Annotated in this window: 12 protein-coding genes; 11 read left to right on the forward strand and 1 reads right to left on the reverse strand. The window is 70.0% G+C overall.

Annotation, left to right across the window (positions count from 1 at the left end; all coding sequences use genetic code 11):
- Positions 1-50 precede the first annotated feature (50 nt).
- The 3 genes from ACTMVF_RS17640 to ACTMVF_RS17650 all read left to right on the forward strand — a co-directional run bounded on the left by ACTMVF_RS17640 (position 51) and on the right by ACTMVF_RS17650 (position 3287).
- Entirely contained in the window at positions 51-767 is a 717-nt protein-coding gene (locus tag ACTMVF_RS17640) for a class F sortase (RefSeq protein WP_441271991.1), read from the forward strand.
- A gap of 107 nt (positions 768-874) precedes the next feature.
- The gene (gene htpG, locus ACTMVF_RS17645; protein WP_441271992.1) at positions 875-2779 is read left to right on the forward strand and encodes a molecular chaperone HtpG; all 1905 of its coding nucleotides are present in this window, start codon (positions 875-877) and stop codon (positions 2777-2779) included.
- Positions 2780-2876: 97 nt separating this feature from the next.
- Positions 2877-3287, forward strand: a complete 411-nt coding sequence (locus ACTMVF_RS17650; protein WP_441271993.1) for a VOC family protein — start codon at positions 2877-2879, stop codon at positions 3285-3287.
- A 75-nt stretch (positions 3288-3362) separates the two neighbouring features.
- Here ACTMVF_RS17650 and ACTMVF_RS17655 read toward each other — a convergent pair whose 3' ends face one another.
- Positions 3363-5606 carry a WD40/YVTN/BNR-like repeat-containing protein gene (locus ACTMVF_RS17655; protein WP_441271994.1) on the reverse strand — a complete coding sequence of 748 codons (2244 nt, stop codon included), beginning with the start codon at positions 5604-5606 and terminating at the stop codon, positions 3363-3365.
- Positions 5607-5845: 239 nt separating this feature from the next.
- Between ACTMVF_RS17655 and ACTMVF_RS17660 the strand changes: the two genes are divergently transcribed.
- The 8 genes from ACTMVF_RS17660 (at position 5846) to ACTMVF_RS17695 (ending at position 16821) form a co-directional block, all read left to right on the forward strand.
- Entirely contained in the window at positions 5846-7354 is a 1509-nt protein-coding gene (locus ACTMVF_RS17660) for a Y4yA family PLP-dependent enzyme (protein WP_441271995.1), read from the forward strand.
- Entirely contained in the window at positions 7351-8685 is a 1335-nt protein-coding gene (locus ACTMVF_RS17665; RefSeq protein ID WP_441271996.1) for a pyridoxal-phosphate dependent enzyme, read from the forward strand. Before ACTMVF_RS17660 ends, ACTMVF_RS17665 begins: the two co-directional genes overlap by 4 nt.
- Positions 8686-8689: 4 nt before the next feature.
- Positions 8690-9910, forward strand: coding sequence for an aminotransferase class V-fold PLP-dependent enzyme (locus ACTMVF_RS17670; protein WP_441271997.1), 1221 nt, complete (start codon positions 8690-8692; stop codon positions 9908-9910).
- Between the two features lie 96 nt (positions 9911-10006).
- Complete coding sequence (locus tag ACTMVF_RS17675) at positions 10007-10774, forward strand: class I SAM-dependent methyltransferase (RefSeq protein ID WP_441271998.1); 768 nt, start codon at positions 10007-10009, stop codon at positions 10772-10774.
- A 191-nt stretch (positions 10775-10965) separates the two neighbouring features.
- Entirely contained in the window at positions 10966-12096 is a 1131-nt protein-coding gene (locus ACTMVF_RS17680) for a GNAT family N-acetyltransferase (protein ID WP_441271999.1), read from the forward strand.
- Positions 12097-12249: 153 nt separating this feature from the next.
- Positions 12250-13491, forward strand: a complete 1242-nt coding sequence (locus ACTMVF_RS17685; RefSeq protein ID WP_441272000.1) for a DegT/DnrJ/EryC1/StrS family aminotransferase — start codon at positions 12250-12252, stop codon at positions 13489-13491.
- A 110-nt stretch (positions 13492-13601) separates the two neighbouring features.
- The gene (polX, locus tag ACTMVF_RS17690) at positions 13602-15338 is read left to right on the forward strand and encodes a DNA polymerase/3'-5' exonuclease PolX (protein ID WP_441272001.1); all 1737 of its coding nucleotides are present in this window, start codon (positions 13602-13604) and stop codon (positions 15336-15338) included.
- Positions 15339-15537: 199 nt separating this feature from the next.
- Positions 15538-16821, forward strand: a complete 1284-nt coding sequence (locus tag ACTMVF_RS17695; protein ID WP_441272002.1) for an ABC transporter substrate-binding protein — start codon at positions 15538-15540, stop codon at positions 16819-16821.
- Positions 16822-16824: the final 3 nt, after the last annotated feature.

The raw sequence follows: 16824 nt of genomic DNA on the forward strand, positions 1-16824 counted from the left end.
GCCCTCCCGTCCGCTGTGTCCCCTGCCGTGCCCGAGTGAGGTGGTGCCCGATGGCCGCCGGCCGTCCCTCTTCCCCCGATGCCGACCCGGCCCTCCGCGACGCCGGTTCCGTGGCCGCACGGCGGATAAGGCGCGCAGCCGCGGCGACGTTCTGGGGCGTGGTCGCCGTCGTGACACTGATGGTGACTCTCCCGGACGGCCGGAACGAGGGGCCCGAAGCCCGCTCCGCCCCGCATGCTCCCCCCGCGGTCGAACCGCACACGCCGCCGGCGGCCGAGTCGTCCTCGCCCGCCCGGTGGCAGGTGGGCAAGCATCTGCCCCGGTCCCGGCCGACCCGCCTGCTCATCCCCAAGATCTCGGTCGACGCGCCCTTCACCGACCTCGCCATCGGCAGTTCGGGCCAGCTCCAGCCCCCACCGGCCCACGACACCAACCTGGTCGGCTGGTACGCCAAGGGGGCATCCCCCGGTGAGAGGGGCACGTCGATCATCGCCGGGCACGTGGACACGGCGACGTCCGCCGCGGTGTTCGCGAACCTCAGCGAGCTGAAGAAGGGGGACCGCTTTCAGGTGGAACGGGCCGACGGGCGCAAAGCGTCCTTCGTGATCGACAGCGTGGAGACGTTCGACAAGGACAGCTTTCCGAGCCAGCGCGTGTACGGCGACACCCCCCGGGCCCAGGTCCGGCTCATCACCTGCGCGGGGGACTACGACCGGCAGGTCAAGGACTACACCGCGAACCTGGTCGTCTTCGCCCACCTCGCCTGATCCCCCTGGCTGCGCTGTTTGCGCACCGCGCCACTCCGCGCCGACCTCGTGTCTTACAGTGACTGCGACCAGTTCCGGTGACTGAACCTGTGAGGTAGTCGCGAACCATGCCGACCGAGACGTTTGAGTTCCAGGTAGAGGCCCGTCAGCTGCTCCAGCTGATGATCCACTCGGTCTACTCGAACAAGGATGTCTTCCTGCGGGAGCTCGTCTCCAACGCCTCCGACGCGCTCGACAAGCTGCGCCTGGAGAAGCTGCGGGACGACTCCCTCGACGCCGACGTGTCAGACCTGCACATCGAGATCGCCGTCGACAAGGAGGCCCGTACCCTCACGGTGCGGGACAACGGCATCGGGATGTCGTACGACGAGGTGGGGCAGCTCATCGGCACCATCGCCAATTCGGGGACGGCCGCGTTCCTCGAGGAGCTGCGGGAGGCCAAGGACGCGGCCGGGGCCGAGGGGCTCATCGGTCAGTTCGGTGTCGGCTTCTACTCCGGCTTCATGGTGGCGGACGAGGTGACGCTGGTGACCCGGCGCGCCGGCGAGAGCCAGGGCACCCGCTGGACATCGCGCGGTGAGGCCACGTACACGCTTCAGACCGCCGAGGACGCACCGCAGGGCACGTCCGTCACGCTCCACCTCAAGCCCGCCGACCCCGAGAACCAGCTGCACGACTACACCTCCCCGTGGCAGATCAGGCAGATCGTCAAGCGGTACTCCGACTTCATCACCTGGCCGATCCGGATGGTCCCGGAGGCGGCCGATGGCGATGGCGAGACCCCGGCCGAACCCGAGACGCTGAACTCCATGAAGGCCCTGTGGGCGCGTTCGCGCGACGAGGTCTCCGACGACGAGTACCACGAGCTGTACAAGCACATCAGCCACGACTGGCGCGAGCCGCTGGAGACGATCCGGCTCCAGGCCGAAGGCACCTTCGAGTACCAGTCGCTGCTCTTCATCCCCTCGCACGCTCCGCACGACCTGTTCACGCGGGACTTCAAGCGCGGCGTCCAGCTGTATGTGAAGCGCGTCTTCATCATGGACGACTGCGAGGCGCTGCTGCCGCCCTACCTGCGCTTCGTCAAGGGCGTCGTCGACGCGGCGGACCTCTCGCTCAACGTCTCCCGCGAGATCCTGCAGCAGGACCGGCACATCCGGATGATGCAGCGCCGGCTGACGAAGAAGGTCCTGTCCACGGTCAAGGAGTTCATGACCAAGGACAGCGACCGCTACGCCACGTTCTGGCGGGAGTTCGGCACCGTCCTGAAGGAGGGCCTGGTCACCGACTCCGAGAACCGTGACGCCATCCTCGCCGCCTCCTCGTTCGCGACCACGCACTCGGACGACGAGCCGACCACGCTGGCGCGGTACGTGGAGCGGATGAAGGACGGCCAGGAGGACATTTACTACATCACCGGCGAGTCCCGGCAGAGCATCGAGAACTCCCCGCACATGGAGGCGTTCCGGGACAAGGGCATCGAGGTCCTGCTGCTCACCGACGCCGTCGACGAGGTGTGGGTCGACGCCGTCGGCGAGTACGAGGGCAAGCGGCTGCGGTCCGTCGCCAAGGGCGAGATCGACCTGGACGCCACGGGGGACGAGAACGCCGACGACGAGCGGGAGAAGCAGGCCGAGGAGTACTCCGGTCTGCTCGGCTGGATGGGCGAGCAGCTGGACGACGACATCAAGGAGGTGCGCCTGTCGACGCGCCTCACCGTCTCTCCGGCCTGCGTGGTCTCCGACGCGCACGATCTGACCCCGGCCCTGGAGAACATGTACCGGGCGATGGGCCAGGAGGTGCCGCGCACCAAGCGGATCCTGGAGCTCAACCCCGGTCACCCGCTGGTGAAGGGCCTGAACCAGGCGTACCAGGAGCGCGCGGACCGCACGGAACTCGCCGAGTCCGTCGAACTGCTCCACACGCTGGCGGTGCTCGCCGAGGGCGGCCAGACCAAGGATCCCGCGCGTTTCGTGAAGCTGGTGGCGGACCGCCTGGAGCGCACCCTGTAGGGGCGCTGTAGGCCATGTGGTCGAGTGCGCGGGCCGCTGTCAGTGGCCCGCGCTACCTTCCTTGAAGTCGGCCTGTGGCCCTATTCCTGGAGGATTCATGGCCTCGCGTCTCAACCCTTACATCACCTTCGCCGGTGACGCCCGGCAGGCGATGGAGTTCTACAAGGAAGTCTTCGGCGGCACCCTGGTGCTCAACACCTACGCCGAGTTCGGTCAGAAGGACACCCCGATGGCCGACAAGATCATGCACGGCATGCTGGAGACCCCCAGCGACTTCACCCTGATGGGTGCCGACACCCCGACGGACGACCACCGGCCCGGCAACAACATCTCCGTGAGCCTGAGCGGCGACGACGACGCCGAACTGCGCGGCTACTGGGAGAAGCTGTCCGCCGGCGCCTCGGTGACCGTGCCGCTGGAGAAGCAGATGTGGGGCGACGTCTTCGGCATGTGTACGGACCGGTTCGGCATCACCTGGATGGTCAACATCGCAGGGCAGGGCGGCTGAGGGAGCGCGTCAAACGCACTGTCGTCACCACGGAACGGGTGTTCCGGGCCCGATGGTCCGGGCCCGGAACGTCGGTCAGAGCGTCGTCAGTTCGTAGAAGCCCCTGCCGAACGTCGCGGCCACCAGGCGGTGGTGACCCGGGTCGTACTCGATGTCGTCGACGGGGACCTGCGGCATGCCCCGGCCGAGGCGCAGCCAGTGGGCGCTGCCCGCGACGCTGGTGAACACGCCCTGGTCGGTGCCGATGTAGAGGATGCCGCCGCGGGCGACGACCAGGTCGTTGACGGGCGCCGCCGGGAGGTTGCCCGACAGGTTCCGCCAGTGCCGGCCGCCGTCCGTGCTGCCGTACACATGAGGCAGTGAGGAGCCCGAACGGTAGCCGGAGTGTGTGGTCCAGACGCGGTCGGGGTTCTTCGGGTCGACGACCACCCGGGTCACCCAGGGCAGTCCCTCGGCCAGCTTCGTCCAGGTCGCCCCGAGGTCCCTGGTGACCCAGACGCGGCCGTCGTCCGTGCCCACATACACGGTGCGTCCGTCGCCCGCGGGGGCGATCGACGTGATCGTGCCGTAGTTGGTGTAGATCGGGTCGGGGCCCGGACCACCCGTCAGGTCCGGACTGACCGGCTGCCACGTCTCGCCCCCGTCCGTGGAGCGGTTGAGCACCTCCGAGCCGTAGTAGAGGACCTTCGGGTCGCGCGGATCGAAGACCACCGGGGTGAACCAGTTGCGGCGTTGGTACGTCGTCCGGTCGGCGAAGTACGTGAGTGTGTCGCCGCCGTCGGTGGAGCTGAAGCAGTTGCCGTACTGGTAGCAGGCGAAGACGTTGTTCACGTCGGTCGGGTTGATCAGGTTCTCCTCGCCGTCACCGCCGAGGTACTCGTTGAACAGCTCTCCGCCCCAGGAGCGCAGGGAGCCGTTGTCCTGGGCGCCGCCCGAGATCCTGGTGACGTCCTGCGGGCTGATCGCCGCGCTGTAGAGCTGGGTGTACGGCTGGTGGCGGGACTTGACCCAGCCGCCGTCGCCGTTCGCGTCGGAGCGGTAGACGCCTCCGTCGTTGCCGATGTACACGCGGCCCGGACGGCGTGGGTCCCACACCATGGCGTGGTGGTCGACGTGCAGGCTCGTGTCGTCGGCGCTCCAGGTGTCGCCGCCGTCCTTCGTGGTCATCAGGGGGACGCCGGCCACATGGACGTGCTCGCTGTCGCGCGGGTCGATCCACACCTTGCCGAACCACCAGCCGAAGCTGGACTGGGAGCCCGTGAGGTCCTCGTTGGCAGGGGTCCGGGTCCAGTTGTCGCCGCCGTCGGCGGAGGCGTAGAAGCCCTCGAAGGGGCCACTGGCCTTGTTGGCGATCGCGTAGAGCTTCTCGCCCGCCACCGCCAGACCGATGCGGCCCACGTCGGGGCCCTGGGCGGGCAGTCCGCCGCCGAGCCGCTGCCAGGTCGTGCCGTCGTCCGTGCTGCGGAAGACGCCCGAGCCCACACCGCCGTACGTCCGCAGTTCGGGTGTGCGCCGGTGGTCCCACAGCACGGCGTAGAGCCGGTCGCCGTCGATGACGATCTCCGTGGCCCCGGTGAACTCGTTGGCGCCGGTGAGGATCCGCTTCCAGGAGGTGCCGCCGTCCTCCGAGCGATAGATGCCCCGGTCGCCACCGCCGTTGTACAGAGAGCCGGCCGCGGCGACATAGATACGGCGGGGGTTGGCGGGGTCGACGGTGATGGCGCTGATCGCGCCGGAGTCGCGCAGCCCGATCGGCGTCCAACTCTTGCCGCCGTCCCGGCTCCGGTACAGGCCCGTCCCCTCGTAAGTGATGCTCCCGCCCCCCGGGTTGGGCTCACCGGTGCCCACGTACAGGGTGCCGTCGGGGGCGGCGGCCACCGCGCCCATGGCCTGGGTCCAGCTGTCGGGCCACACCGAGTGGAAGGTCGCCCCGGCGTCGGTGCTGCGCCACAACCCGCCGCTCGCGGCCGCGGCGTACAGGGTGTCGGCGCGCTTGGGGTCGAGCGCGAGGGACACGATCCGTCCGCCGATGTTGGTGGGGCCGATGCCCTTCCAGCGTCCGCCGACGGTCGGCAGTGCGCGGGCCTGCGCCGCGGCGAGGTCATGGGCGTGGCGCGGCATCGACTCGCCCGGCAGGGTCTTCTGGAGGTAGCGGTACTCCGCGGGGGCGGCCGGCCCACGGACCGGGCGGTAGACATCGGACGGACCGGGCGGCGCGGACAACCCGGACGGCGGGGCCGGCGCGGCGGCCGCGGGCGCCGCGAGCAGCGCCGCTCCGGTGACCGCGGCGAGAACCAGTGACAGCAGACCTCTGCCCATGCAGCCTCTTCCATCGTCATGGTCATTTCAATTCCGCAATGACGGTACGAGAGAAGGAAGTTGAGCAAAAGGGTGGGTGATGCACCCCATGGGTTCCCGCCATCCCTTGACGTACCGCCCACTGCGGCAAGTACGGGGCGTAAACCACTCGAAGGAAGGGAAAGGAGCTATACGGCGAACCGCGGGGAGTGATCGGCAGTGCCCGGGATGTCGGGCCCGAGTGCTGGGGAGGGCCAGGCATGGGCGGGCAGCCCCTGTATCTCGAACCGCGGCTGGAGTCGCGATTGCGCTCGTTGCTGCACTCCACGCAGCTGCTGCACACGCTGACCGACGCGCTCGGGTCACCCTTGAACGTGGTGATCCCCGACCAACTCGCGGACAACATCCAGCAGTTCCGCTCGGTGTACGGCACCCACCACCTGTCCGGCCAGATCTACTTCGCCCACAAGGCCAACCGGTCCAGCGCCCTGCTGCGGCGGCTCGCCGCCACGGACGCCGGTGTGGACGTCGCCTCGCTGGAGGAGCTGCAGCACGCCCTCGGCGCCGGCCTCACCCCCGACCGGATCACCGCCACCGGCCCGAAGAACCCGGAATTCCTGTGGCTGGCGGCCCGTACGTCGGTCACCGTCAGCCTCGACACGCGAGGCGAGCTGGAGCAACTCGCCACGCTGGTACGCAAACACGCGCTGCCCCGCGCCCGCATCCTGCTCCGGCTGTCGGGCTTCGAGGCGTCCGGCGTACGGGTGCTGAGCCGGCGAAGCCGATTCGGCACCCGGGTAGGGGAGTTGGACTCTCTCCTGGAGGCCGTGGAGCGGCACGCCGACGTGGTCGACCTGGTCGGCGTGGCCTACCACCTGGACACGACGAGCCTCACCGAGAAGGCCACGGCTCTGGAGGGCTGTCTACGGGTGCTGGAGGAGTGCCGCAGCCGCGGGCTCAGGCCCAGGGCCGTGGACATCGGCGGCGGGTTCGGCGTCGACTACCTTGCGCACGGCGGACAGTGGGAGCGGTACACGACCGAACTCACCCAAGCCGTGCTGGGCACCCGCCCACCTCTGACGTACGGCGGCCACGGCTACGGACTGCGCAACGAGGCCGGCACCCTGCGCGGCACCCTCGGCCTGTACCCCGCCCACCGCCCCGTCGCCGGAGCCCGCTACCTCGACGAACTGCTCTCCCGCCCGGCCGCGTCCCTGGGCGGCCGCCCACTGGCCGCCCTGCTCCTGGAGCACCTGTACGACCTGCACACCGAACCCGGCCGAGCACTCCTCGACCAGTGCGGACTGACCCTGACGAAGGTGCTGGAGGTGCGCGAGAGGGAGGCCGACGGACCCCTTCTCGTACGGCTGGCGGCCAAGGCCGACGACGTGGCGCTGGAGGAGCACGGGGTGCTCATGGACCCCGTCGTCGTCCCACGGTACCCGGCAGCAGCAGGAGCAGCAGCAGGACCAGGCACAGGGGCCGGCCCTGACGCCGGCACCGAACCGGTCGCCGTGCATCTCTTCGGCAGCCTCTGCCTGGAGTCCGACCTGATCACCCGCCGCACCGTCTTCCTGCCGCGCCGCCCCGAACCGGGCGACCTGCTGGCGTTCGCCAACACGGCCGGCTACTGCATGGACTTCCACGCCACCCGTGCCCAGCACCAGCCCTCCGCGCGCAAGGTCGCCGCCTGGCAGGAGGGCGACACATGGCGCTGGTGCCTGGACGACCAGTATTGGCCGACCACACCCGTGGGGGGAGCGCAGTGAGGTACGACAGCATCACCGAGGCCATCGGCAACACACCGCTGGTGCGCATCGACCCGGCCGTGCACGGCCTCAGGCACATCGACCTGTACGCCAAGCTGGAGCTGCTCAACCCCTTCGGATCGGTCAAGGACCGGGCCGCCTGGAACATGGCGCGACCACACCTGTCCGGAGCGGCCGAGGAGGGCGGCCAGGTCGTCGAGCTGTCCAGCGGCAACACCGCCAAGGCCCTCGCCGTCCTCGCCGGCATGCACGGCTTGACCTTCAAGAGCGTCACCAACCGGATGCGCATCCCGGAGATCAAGGACCTGCTCCTGCTGCTCGGCGCGGAGATCGAGGAACTCCCCGGCCAGAGCGAGTGCCTGGACCCGACCGCCACCGACGACCCGCTCACCCTGTTCCACCGCACCCTCTCCGAGCCCGACGGCACCTATCTGCACACCGACCAGTACTTCAACCCGCGCAACACCGAGGCCCACTTCACCGGCACCGGACCGGAGATCGTCAAGGACCTCGACGGCCGGGCCCCGGACTGGTTCATCGCCTGCGTGGGCACCGCCGGCTCCTCCACCGGCGTCGCCCGCGCCCTGCGCGAACACGACCCCGCCGTACGGGTCGCCGGCCTCGTCGCGGCCAAGTCCGACTTCATCCCCGGCATCCGCACCATCGACGAGGCGCACGAGGTGGGGCTGTTCGACCCCGGTACCTACGACACCATCGAGACCGTCAGCGCTGACGAGGCGATCGAGGGAATGCTGACCCTCAACCGCCGCTGCGGCATCCTGGCCGGCCCCACCGGAGGGGCCGCCTACTTCGGAGCCGTACGCCAACTACGCGCCGCCGAACAGGAGTTGGCCGAAGAAGAACCTGCCGAGCGGCAGTCGGCGGTCTTCATAGTCTGCGACCGCGTCGAGAGCTACCTCGGCTACGTCCGTCAGCGGCGCCCCGACCTCTTCGGCCGCCCCCGCCGCAGGAACTCCCCGGCGGACCTGTCGGAGGCCGAGATACGCACGGCGCCGGCCATCGGTGTCGCCGACGCCCAGGCGTGGATCGCCACCGGAGAACCGCTCGTCGTCGACCTGCGCAGCCCCTACGCCTACGCCGCCCTGCACATAGACGGCTCGGTCAACATCGTCGACGAGCTCTTCGAGGAACTCCTGCACGGCGGGCTGCCGTTCAGCCGCAACCGCCCGGTCCTTCTGGCCTGCCCGGTCGGCGAGAAGTCCGCCCGCTACGCCGCCCTGCTGACCCGGATGGGGCACCCGGACGTCCGCAGTCTCACCGGCGGCGTCATCGCCTGGCGTGACGCGGGCGCACCGCTCGTACGGGACTGATCCCATGACCGTATCCAGGACCCACATCACCCAAGGCCCCGTCGGCATCGAGGAGTTGGCGGACTGGCAGCGCGCTCTGCGCGCCCAGTTCCCGATCATCACCGCACACCCGGAGCTGGCCTACCTGGACAGCGCCGCCACCGCCCAGAAACCGCAGGCCGTACTCGACACCGTCCACACCTACCTCACCACGACCAACGCCAACGCGGGACGCGGCACCTACACCTGGGCCAACCGGACCACGTCCCTGGTCGAGCAGACCCGCGACCGGGTCCGGCGGTTCCTGGGCGACCCCGCCCCGACGCGCTCGGCCGTGCACTTCACCAGCGGTGCCACCGAAGGGCTGCGCGGCATCGCCCGCGACTGGCTGCCCCAACTCCTCACCGACGGCGACGAGATCGTCGTCCCGGTCGCCGACCACGAGGCCAATATCGCGCCCTGGCTGGAGACCCAACGGCAGCTGGCGCGGCAGGGCGTCCACATCCGCGTCCGGCCGATGCCGTACCAGCAGGCGTCCGGCGACTACGACCACACCGCGCTCACGGAACTGGCCGGTCCGCGCACCCGGTTCGTCGCCGCCAGTCACGTCCACCACGTGTACGGCGGCAACATGAACATCCACCGCATCCGCCGGGCGGTCGGCCCGGACGCGGTCATCTGCCTGGACGCCGCCCAGAGCATCGGCCATCTGCCCGTGTCCGTGGCCGACCTGGACGTCGACTTCGTCGTCTTCTCCGGGCACAAGGCCCTGGCGCTGCCCGGCACGGGAGCCGTCTGGGCCCGCCAGGCGCGCGGCCCGCAGTTCACGCCGGGCGGCTGGTCCGGAACCCCCAACACGGTCGGCATCGTCTCCCTCGCCACCGCCCTGGACTGGCTGGACGCCGCCGGTACCGACCGGATCGAGCAGTGGACGGTCGCCCTGGCGGCCCGGCTCACCGACGGACTGCGTCACCTCGACGCCTACGAGATCCTTGGCTGCCGGACCAGCCTGGCCGCTGACTCGTCCGTTCAGCAGCGCCAGGGCATCGTCACCTTCCGCCACCGTGCCGTCGACTCCGGTGACCTGGGCTTCATCCTCTTCAGTCACGGCTTCATGGTCCGCTCCGACCAGCACTGCCAGGGCAGCGCGGGAGAGCGGACCGGGTCGGTGCGGGTGAGCCTGCACGTCTACAACACCGCCGAGGAGGTCGACCGGCTGCTGGCCGTCCTTGCCACCCTCGGGTGACGTACCGCCATGAGGGGTAATGGGAACCGTTTCCATCTTGTAGTGTCGGGCGCCGACGGTACGAGTAGGTGCGAGACGGCGAGGTGGCACGACCGGATGGGGCTGAGCCTGGCGACGGCGGAGCGATGGGTGGAGCGCTGGGAACGCCAGCAGCAGCGGTACGCCGTGGACCGCGAGGAGCGTTTCACGGTGATCGGCGACGTGGTCGAGCAGACCGTGGCGGGCGGCCCGGCCAGGCCGCTGGTCGTCGACCTCGGCTGCGGTCCCGGATCGCTGGCGGCCCGGCTGGCCCGGCGGCTGCCGCACGCGGACATCGTGGGCGTGGACATGGATCCGCTGCTGCTGGAACTGGCCCGCACCCACCACGCGGACGCGGCCCGCTACGTGGACGTGGTGATCGGTGCGGAGGGCTGGACGACGGCCCTGCGGCTGGACCGCCCGCTCGACGCGGCCGTGTCGACGACGGCCCTGCACTATCTGGGCGTGGACGCCCTGTACCGCGTCTACCGGCAGCTGGCGGCGCTGCTGCGGCCCGGCGGCGTCCTCGTCAACGGTGACCACTTCCCGCACGACGACGCCCGGCTCGCCGAACTCACCGGATGCGTCGGCCGCCGCCACGCCGAACGCGGGCAGGCCTTCGCCCACGAGGACTGGGCCTCCTGGTGGACGGCCGTCGCGAAGGATCCCGAGCTGACCGACCTCCTCGCCGAACGCGGCCGCCGACAGCCGCAGAGCGGTACGGCGGACAGCGCGGCGCGCCTGTCGGTGTCCGCGCATCAACGGCTGCTGCGGCAGGCGGGGTTCGGGCACACCGGAGTCGTCTGGCAGTACGGCGCCAGCCACGTCGTCGTGGCGATCCGCTGAGCATGCGTTGTCGGTTGGCCGGGTGCGCACCAAGCACAGCTAAAGGTTCCCGCAGGCGCCTTGACAGCGTGCGTACTGTTTCGCGACGTTTGAGCCTCGCCGTAAAGTTCGCCGCAAAGTTCGACATGGGGGACATTGCGGCGAGGCGCTAAAAATGCGTCCTGGGGGGACTTTTGGGGGGAGTGGTCGCTGTGCGGTCCAAGAGCGCCATCACGATTCACAGACCCGAGGAGCTGGGCGAGTCGCTGCGCCGGTCGTGGCACCGGGCGATGGACGAGTCGCCCGAGTACGCCAACCCTTTCCTGGCGCCGGAGTTCGCGATCGGAGTCGGCAGGTACCGGGGCGGGGCGCGGGTGGCGGTGCTGCACGAGGGCGGGGAGGCCGTCGGCTTCCTCCCGTACGAGCGCACCGCCTTCGGAGTGGGGCGGGCCATCGGTCTCGGCCTCTCCGACTGCCAGGCCCTCGTGCACCGTCCGGGCGTCACCTGGGACACCCGGGAGCTGCTGCGGGCCTGCGCACTGTCCGTCTTCGAGTTCGATCACCTCGTCGCGGAGCAGAAGCCGTTCGGCCCGTGCGTCACGGGCACGTTCGCCTCTCCCGTGCTCGACCTGAAGCCCGGCGAGGGCGACTATGCGCAGTGGTTGCGCGCCGCGTACCCCGGACTCGCCAAGACGACGCTGAAGAAGGAGCGCCGCCTGGGCCGGAACGTGGGGGAGGTGCGGTTCGTCCACGACGAGCGCGACCCGCGGGTGCTGCGCACCCTCATGCGGTGGAAGTCCGCCCAGTACCGCAGGACGGGGCGGATGGACCGGTTCTCCAGGTCGTGGATCGTCGACCTCGTCGAGCACCTCTTCCAGGTCCGCGAGGAACACTTCACCGGCATCCTGTCCGTGGTGTACGCCGGTGACCGGCCGGTCGCCGCGCACTTCGGGCCGAGGTCGCGCACGGTGTTCGCGGCCTGGTTCACCGCGTACGACCCCGAGTTCGGCTATTACTCGCCCGGCCTGATGATGCATCTGCGGATGGCCGACGCCGCGGGCCGGGACGGCGTGACGCTCATGGACATGGGGCGCGGCGAGAAGGAGTACAAGGACTGGCTCAAGACCCGTGAGCTGCGGGTGGCCGAAGGGTTCGCGACGCGCGCGCACCCGGTGGCGGCGGCCCACCGGATGTGGCGCAGACCCGTGCGCGGCCTGCGGAACACGGTGCTGGCCCACCCCAGGCTGCGCGAGCCCGCCGACCGGCTGCTGAAGACCGTCGGCACCTTGCGTACCTCGAGCCCGACCCATCTGCCGGGCGTGGGAGGAGCTCGGGCCCGCTGAGCGGGGTCCGCTTTCGCCACTCGTCACGCGTCGGCGCCGCATCCACGGCCCTCGCGGTCTTCGACCTTCCGCTCGGCGGCCTCGATCGACGCCCGCGAGCGCGCCCGCCCGCCTGCCTCGGGCGACCCTTTCTCGTGCCCTTCCACAGAAGAGGTGACCATGCCGTACGGATCGCGGCTCGCCGCGATGATGACACGGCGCATCGGACGCGAATGCGTCTACACGCCCTCGGCCCGACTCGCCCTGTACCTGGCGCTGCGGCGCTGGTGCCGGCCGGGCGCACGGGTGCTGATGTCCCCGGTGAACGACGACGTGATCCTCTTCGTCGTCCTCGCCGCCGGACTGCGCCCCGTGCAAGCCCCCGTGTCCCAGTGGGACGGCAACATCGACCCGGCCGCCGTACCGGAGTCCACCTGGCGCAACGTGGACGCCGTCCTGACCACGAACCTGTACGGCATGCCGGACCGGGTCGTCGAACTGCGCCGCCACTGCGACGAGTTGGGGATCCCGCTGATCGAGGACGCGGCGCACGCCATCGGCACCCATGTCGACGGGCAGCCGATCGGCACCTTCGGCAAGGCGGCGGCGTTCAGCCTGTCCAAGCACGTGGCGGGAATGGCCGGCGGTTTCCTGGCCGTCGACGACGCGCGCACCCGGCGGGAGCTGGAGCTGCTGCGCGACGATCTGCTGACCCCGCGCCGCCTGCGCGCCGACCTGGCCACCGCACTGCGCCCGCTGGCCCGGTCCGCCGTTCGCTCGCTCCACCTGGTGCGTCCCGTGTGGCGCACGATGCAGCGCCTGCGGCTGCTGGAGCGGGACGACTTCCGCATGGCCCTGCACGCGCCCCGCCTCGCCGGCAGCGCACGCCACGCGCCGAGCCTGGCCGCGTACGAGCCCTGGGTACGGGTCGACCTGCACGGCTTCCGCACCCGTCACGGGGCCCTGGTCCGGGGGCAGTTGGAGCTGCGGATGGCCCTGCTCGACGGCGACCTCGCCCGCCGCAGGGCCGGTGTCGCACTGCTGTCGGGCACCACCTGGGCCACCCCGGCCCTGCGCGACCGGGCGGGTGACGGCCCGCCGCCCCTCTTCCGGGTCCCGCTCCTCGTCCACCACCGCGACGCCCTGCTCGAACGCCTGGTGAACCACGGCGTGGTCGCCGGATACGTCTACGACCCGCCGCTCGACGACTACGCGGGCGCCGAGTTCGTCGAACCGTCCCCCGACCCCTCGGCCGCCCGCTGGTTCGCCGCGCACACCCTGCCCGCCGACCCCCTCCTGGCCCTCAGGATCACGCACGCCCTGACCAAGGAGCGGGCGGCCACCGCACACCCTCCGCTCCCGACCACCCCCGTGTACGACACCACGGCCACGCCACCCACGCCCCTGGGCCACTAGGCCCTGTCGTCAAATTCCCGCCTGCCCGGCGACGCCTAGCGGAACGGGCGGCTCGCCCGATCGGGTTCCGGCACCGAGCCGCCCTGCCCCACCTTGCCTACCCTGGAGGTGTGGCCCGTCCCAACGACGAGGTCGCCGCGCTGCTCCAGGAGTACGCGGACCTGATCTCGATCACCGGAGGAGACGCGTTCAAGGCGCGCGTCTACGAGAAGGCCGCCCGGGCGATCGGCGGCCACCATGCCGACGTGTCCACACTCGACGTCAAAGGTCTGAAAGAGATCCCCAACGTCGGCAAGTCGATCGCCGAGAAGGTCGTCGAGTACTTCTCCAGCGGCAGCGTGTCCGCCATCGAGGAGCTACGGGCGAAGATCCCCGCCGGCGTCCGGCAGCTCACCGCCATTCCCACGCTCGGCCCGAAGAAGGCCCTGGTCATCTACCAGGAGCTGGGCATCTCCACCACCGAGGAACTCGCCGACGCCATCCACGAGGAACGCCTGCGCGACCTGAAGGGCTTCGGGCCGAAGACGGAGGAGAACATCCTGCACGGCATCGGCCTGCTGCAGTCCTCCGGCGACCGCGTCCTGATCGACGTCGCCATGAGCCTCGCCGAGGACATCGTCGCCGAGATGTCGCAGGTCACCGGCTGCAAGCGCTGCTCCTACGCCGGATCGCTGCGCCGCGTGCGCGAGACCATCGGCGACATCGACGTCCTCGTCGCGGCGAAGAAGCCCGAGCCCGTGATGCGGGCCTTCACCGAGCTGCCGTACGTCTCGGAGGTCATCGCGCACGGCGAGAAGAAGACGTCGATCCGCACCAGCAAGGGCCTCCAGGTCGACCTGCGGGTCGTGCCGCCGGACTCCTGGGGCGCGGCGATGCAGTACTTCACCGGCTCGAAGGCGCACAACATCCGCACCCGCGAGCTCGCCGTCCACAAGAAGCTCAAGCTCTCCGAGTACGGGCTCTTCGACACCGAGACCGGCAAGAAGATCGTCTCCGAGACCGAGGAGGACGTGTACGCCCGGCTCGGCCTGCCGTGGATCCCGCCCACCCTGCGCGAGGACCGGGGCGAGATCGCGGCCGGGCTGCGCGGCGAGCTGCCCGAACTGGTCCAGGAGCAGGACATCCGGGGCGATCTGCACACCCACACCGACCTCACCGACGGTCTCGCCCCGCTGGAGGAGATGGTCGCCGCGGCCGCCGAGCGCGGTTACGCCTACTACGCGGTCACCGACCACGGCCCCGACATGGCCATGCAGCGGATGACCGACGAACGGATCCTGGCCCAGCGCGAACGCGTCCGCGAACTCGACGGACAGGTCGGCAAGCGCGGAAAGCGGGCCGGCATGCGGGTGCTGCACGGCGCGGAGCTGAACATCGGCCCCGACGGCGACGTGGACTGGCCGCCGGAGTTCCTCGCCGGCTTCGACCTGTGCGTGGCCTCGGTGCACTCGCACTTCAACCAGGGGCGCGAGGCGCTGACCCGGCGGTTCGTGCGGGCCTGCGAGAACCCGCACGTGAACATCATCGGCCACCCCACCACCCGCATCATTGGCAAGCGCCCCGGCATCGACGCGGACTTGGACGCGGTGTTCGCCGCCTGCGCCCGCACCGGCACGGCCCTGGAGATCAACTCCCATCCGGACCGGCTCGACCTGCGCGACGAGGACATCCTGCGGGCCAGGCGGCACGGCGTGAAGTTCGCCGTCGACAGCGATGCCCACGCCGTGATCCACCTCGCCAACCTGCGCTACGGCGTGGGCACGGCACAGCGCGGCTGGCTGACCAAGGACGACGTGATCAACACCTGGCCGCTGACCCGACTGCGGCGCTTCCTGGACAAGGGCTGACCTCTGGCGAAGGGGCCCCGAGGGCGCCGAGCGCGGTCGGCTCTCACTCGTGTGCGAGTCGTGCAGTTTGAAACTCGTGGGAAACAAGGGCTTGTAGCGAGATTTAACGAGGGTTAGTTTAACCGTCACTCGAAGCCGGGTCCGGGGCTCCCGAGGGCTGTTTCCTGCGCGTTCGCCCTTTTCACCGAGGAGTAGTGCCATGCCAGTTGACAAGGTCCAGATGTCGCGCCGGGGATTCCTCGGCCTCGGAGTCGCGGCCGGAGTCGTGACGCTCACCGCGTGCGGTTCGGGCAGCGGAAGTTCGAGCGGCCCGCTCGTCATGACCGTCTGGGGCGGCGACGCCGACCGCAAGACGTACCAGAAGCGCATCGACCTGCTGGTGAAGAAGTACCCGGAGCTGAAGGTCAAGCTCCAGCTGATACCCAGCGACTCGTACGCCCAGAAGGTGCAGACGATGATCGCGGGCGGCAGCGGCCCGGACATCATGCAGGTCGCCGAGAGCGTCAACACCTACTCCAGCAAGAACCAGCTCCTGCCCCTCGACGACCTCGCCAAGAAGGCCGGCCTCGACACCGAGAAGCGGTTCGGCCCGGTCGGCTCCATCTACACGTACGAGGACAAGCTGTACGCGATCCCGGACCGCTCCGGCGCGATCACCGTGTACTACAACAAGGACCTGTACGAGAAGAAGGGCATCAAGGCGCCCACCGCCGAGTGGACCTGGGACGACGCGCTCGACGCCTTCAAGGAGCTCACCGTCCCCGGCAAGCAGTGGGGTTACACCGGCGCCGAGTGGTACCCGCAGTGGTGGAGCCTCGCGTACCAGAACGGCGGCACCATCATCGACGCCGACGGCCGCCCCGCCGTCGACAGCGACGAGGTCGTCGAGGCGCTCCAGTGGGCGGGCGACCTCGTCTACAAGCACAAGGTGGCGCCGAGCAAGGCGGATTACGCCGACATGGGCTCCGAGGTCGGCGGCGACCAGGCCTTCCCGATGCAGAAGTGCGCCACGCACGCCAACGGCTTCTGGGTCACCGCCGGTCTGACGGATGCGACGTTCGCGTGGGACATCGCGCCGATCTGGCGCGGCAAGAAGCAGGCCGTTTCGGCGTTCGGCAGCGGACTGGCCATCTCCCGCACCTGCAAGCAGCGCGACAACGCCTTCAAGGCGATCGACTTCCTCACCTCGGACGCGGCGCAGCAGCAGATCATCGACGACGGCGAGGACGTGCCGGCCAGCCTCGCGGTGCAGCAGAGCGAGGCGTTCCTCAAGCCCTCGTGGATGAAGACCGACGTCAACATGGGGGCGTTCGCCGAGTCCAGCGACTTCATCTTCCGCGCGCCGTTCATCCCCGAGTGGAACGAGATGACGGCGGCCATCGACGCAGGCCTCGCCGACTTCTGGCTCGGCAAGGAGAGCGCCAAGAAGGCGCTGACCGCCCTGCAGAAGGACCTCGAGTCCATCATCAAGTCCGCGGGATGACCG

Source organism: Streptomyces sp. SD31, assembly GCF_052068475.1.
GTDB lineage: Bacteria > Actinomycetota > Actinomycetes > Streptomycetales > Streptomycetaceae > Streptomyces.

What these genes read in the sequence shown, in the direction of transcription:
- ACTMVF_RS17640 (WP_441271991.1), top strand. Translation starts at nt 51, where the DNA reads ATGGCCGCCGGCCGTCCCTCTTCCCCCGATGCCGACCCGGCCCTCCGC.
- ACTMVF_RS17670 (WP_441271997.1), top strand. Translation starts at nt 8,690, where the DNA reads ATGACCGTATCCAGGACCCACATCACCCAAGGCCCCGTCGGCATCGAG.
- ACTMVF_RS17675 (WP_441271998.1), top strand. Translation starts at nt 10,007, where the DNA reads ATGGGGCTGAGCCTGGCGACGGCGGAGCGATGGGTGGAGCGCTGGGAA.
- ACTMVF_RS17655 (WP_441271994.1), bottom strand. Translation starts at nt 5,606, where the DNA reads ATGGGCAGAGGTCTGCTGTCACTGGTTCTCGCCGCGGTCACCGGAGCG.
- ACTMVF_RS17650 (WP_441271993.1), top strand. Translation starts at nt 2,877, where the DNA reads ATGGCCTCGCGTCTCAACCCTTACATCACCTTCGCCGGTGACGCCCGG.
- ACTMVF_RS17695 (WP_441272002.1), top strand. Translation starts at nt 15,538, where the DNA reads ATGCCAGTTGACAAGGTCCAGATGTCGCGCCGGGGATTCCTCGGCCTC.
- ACTMVF_RS17660 (WP_441271995.1), top strand. Translation starts at nt 5,846, where the DNA reads ATGGGCGGGCAGCCCCTGTATCTCGAACCGCGGCTGGAGTCGCGATTG.
- htpG (WP_441271992.1), top strand. Translation starts at nt 875, where the DNA reads ATGCCGACCGAGACGTTTGAGTTCCAGGTAGAGGCCCGTCAGCTGCTC.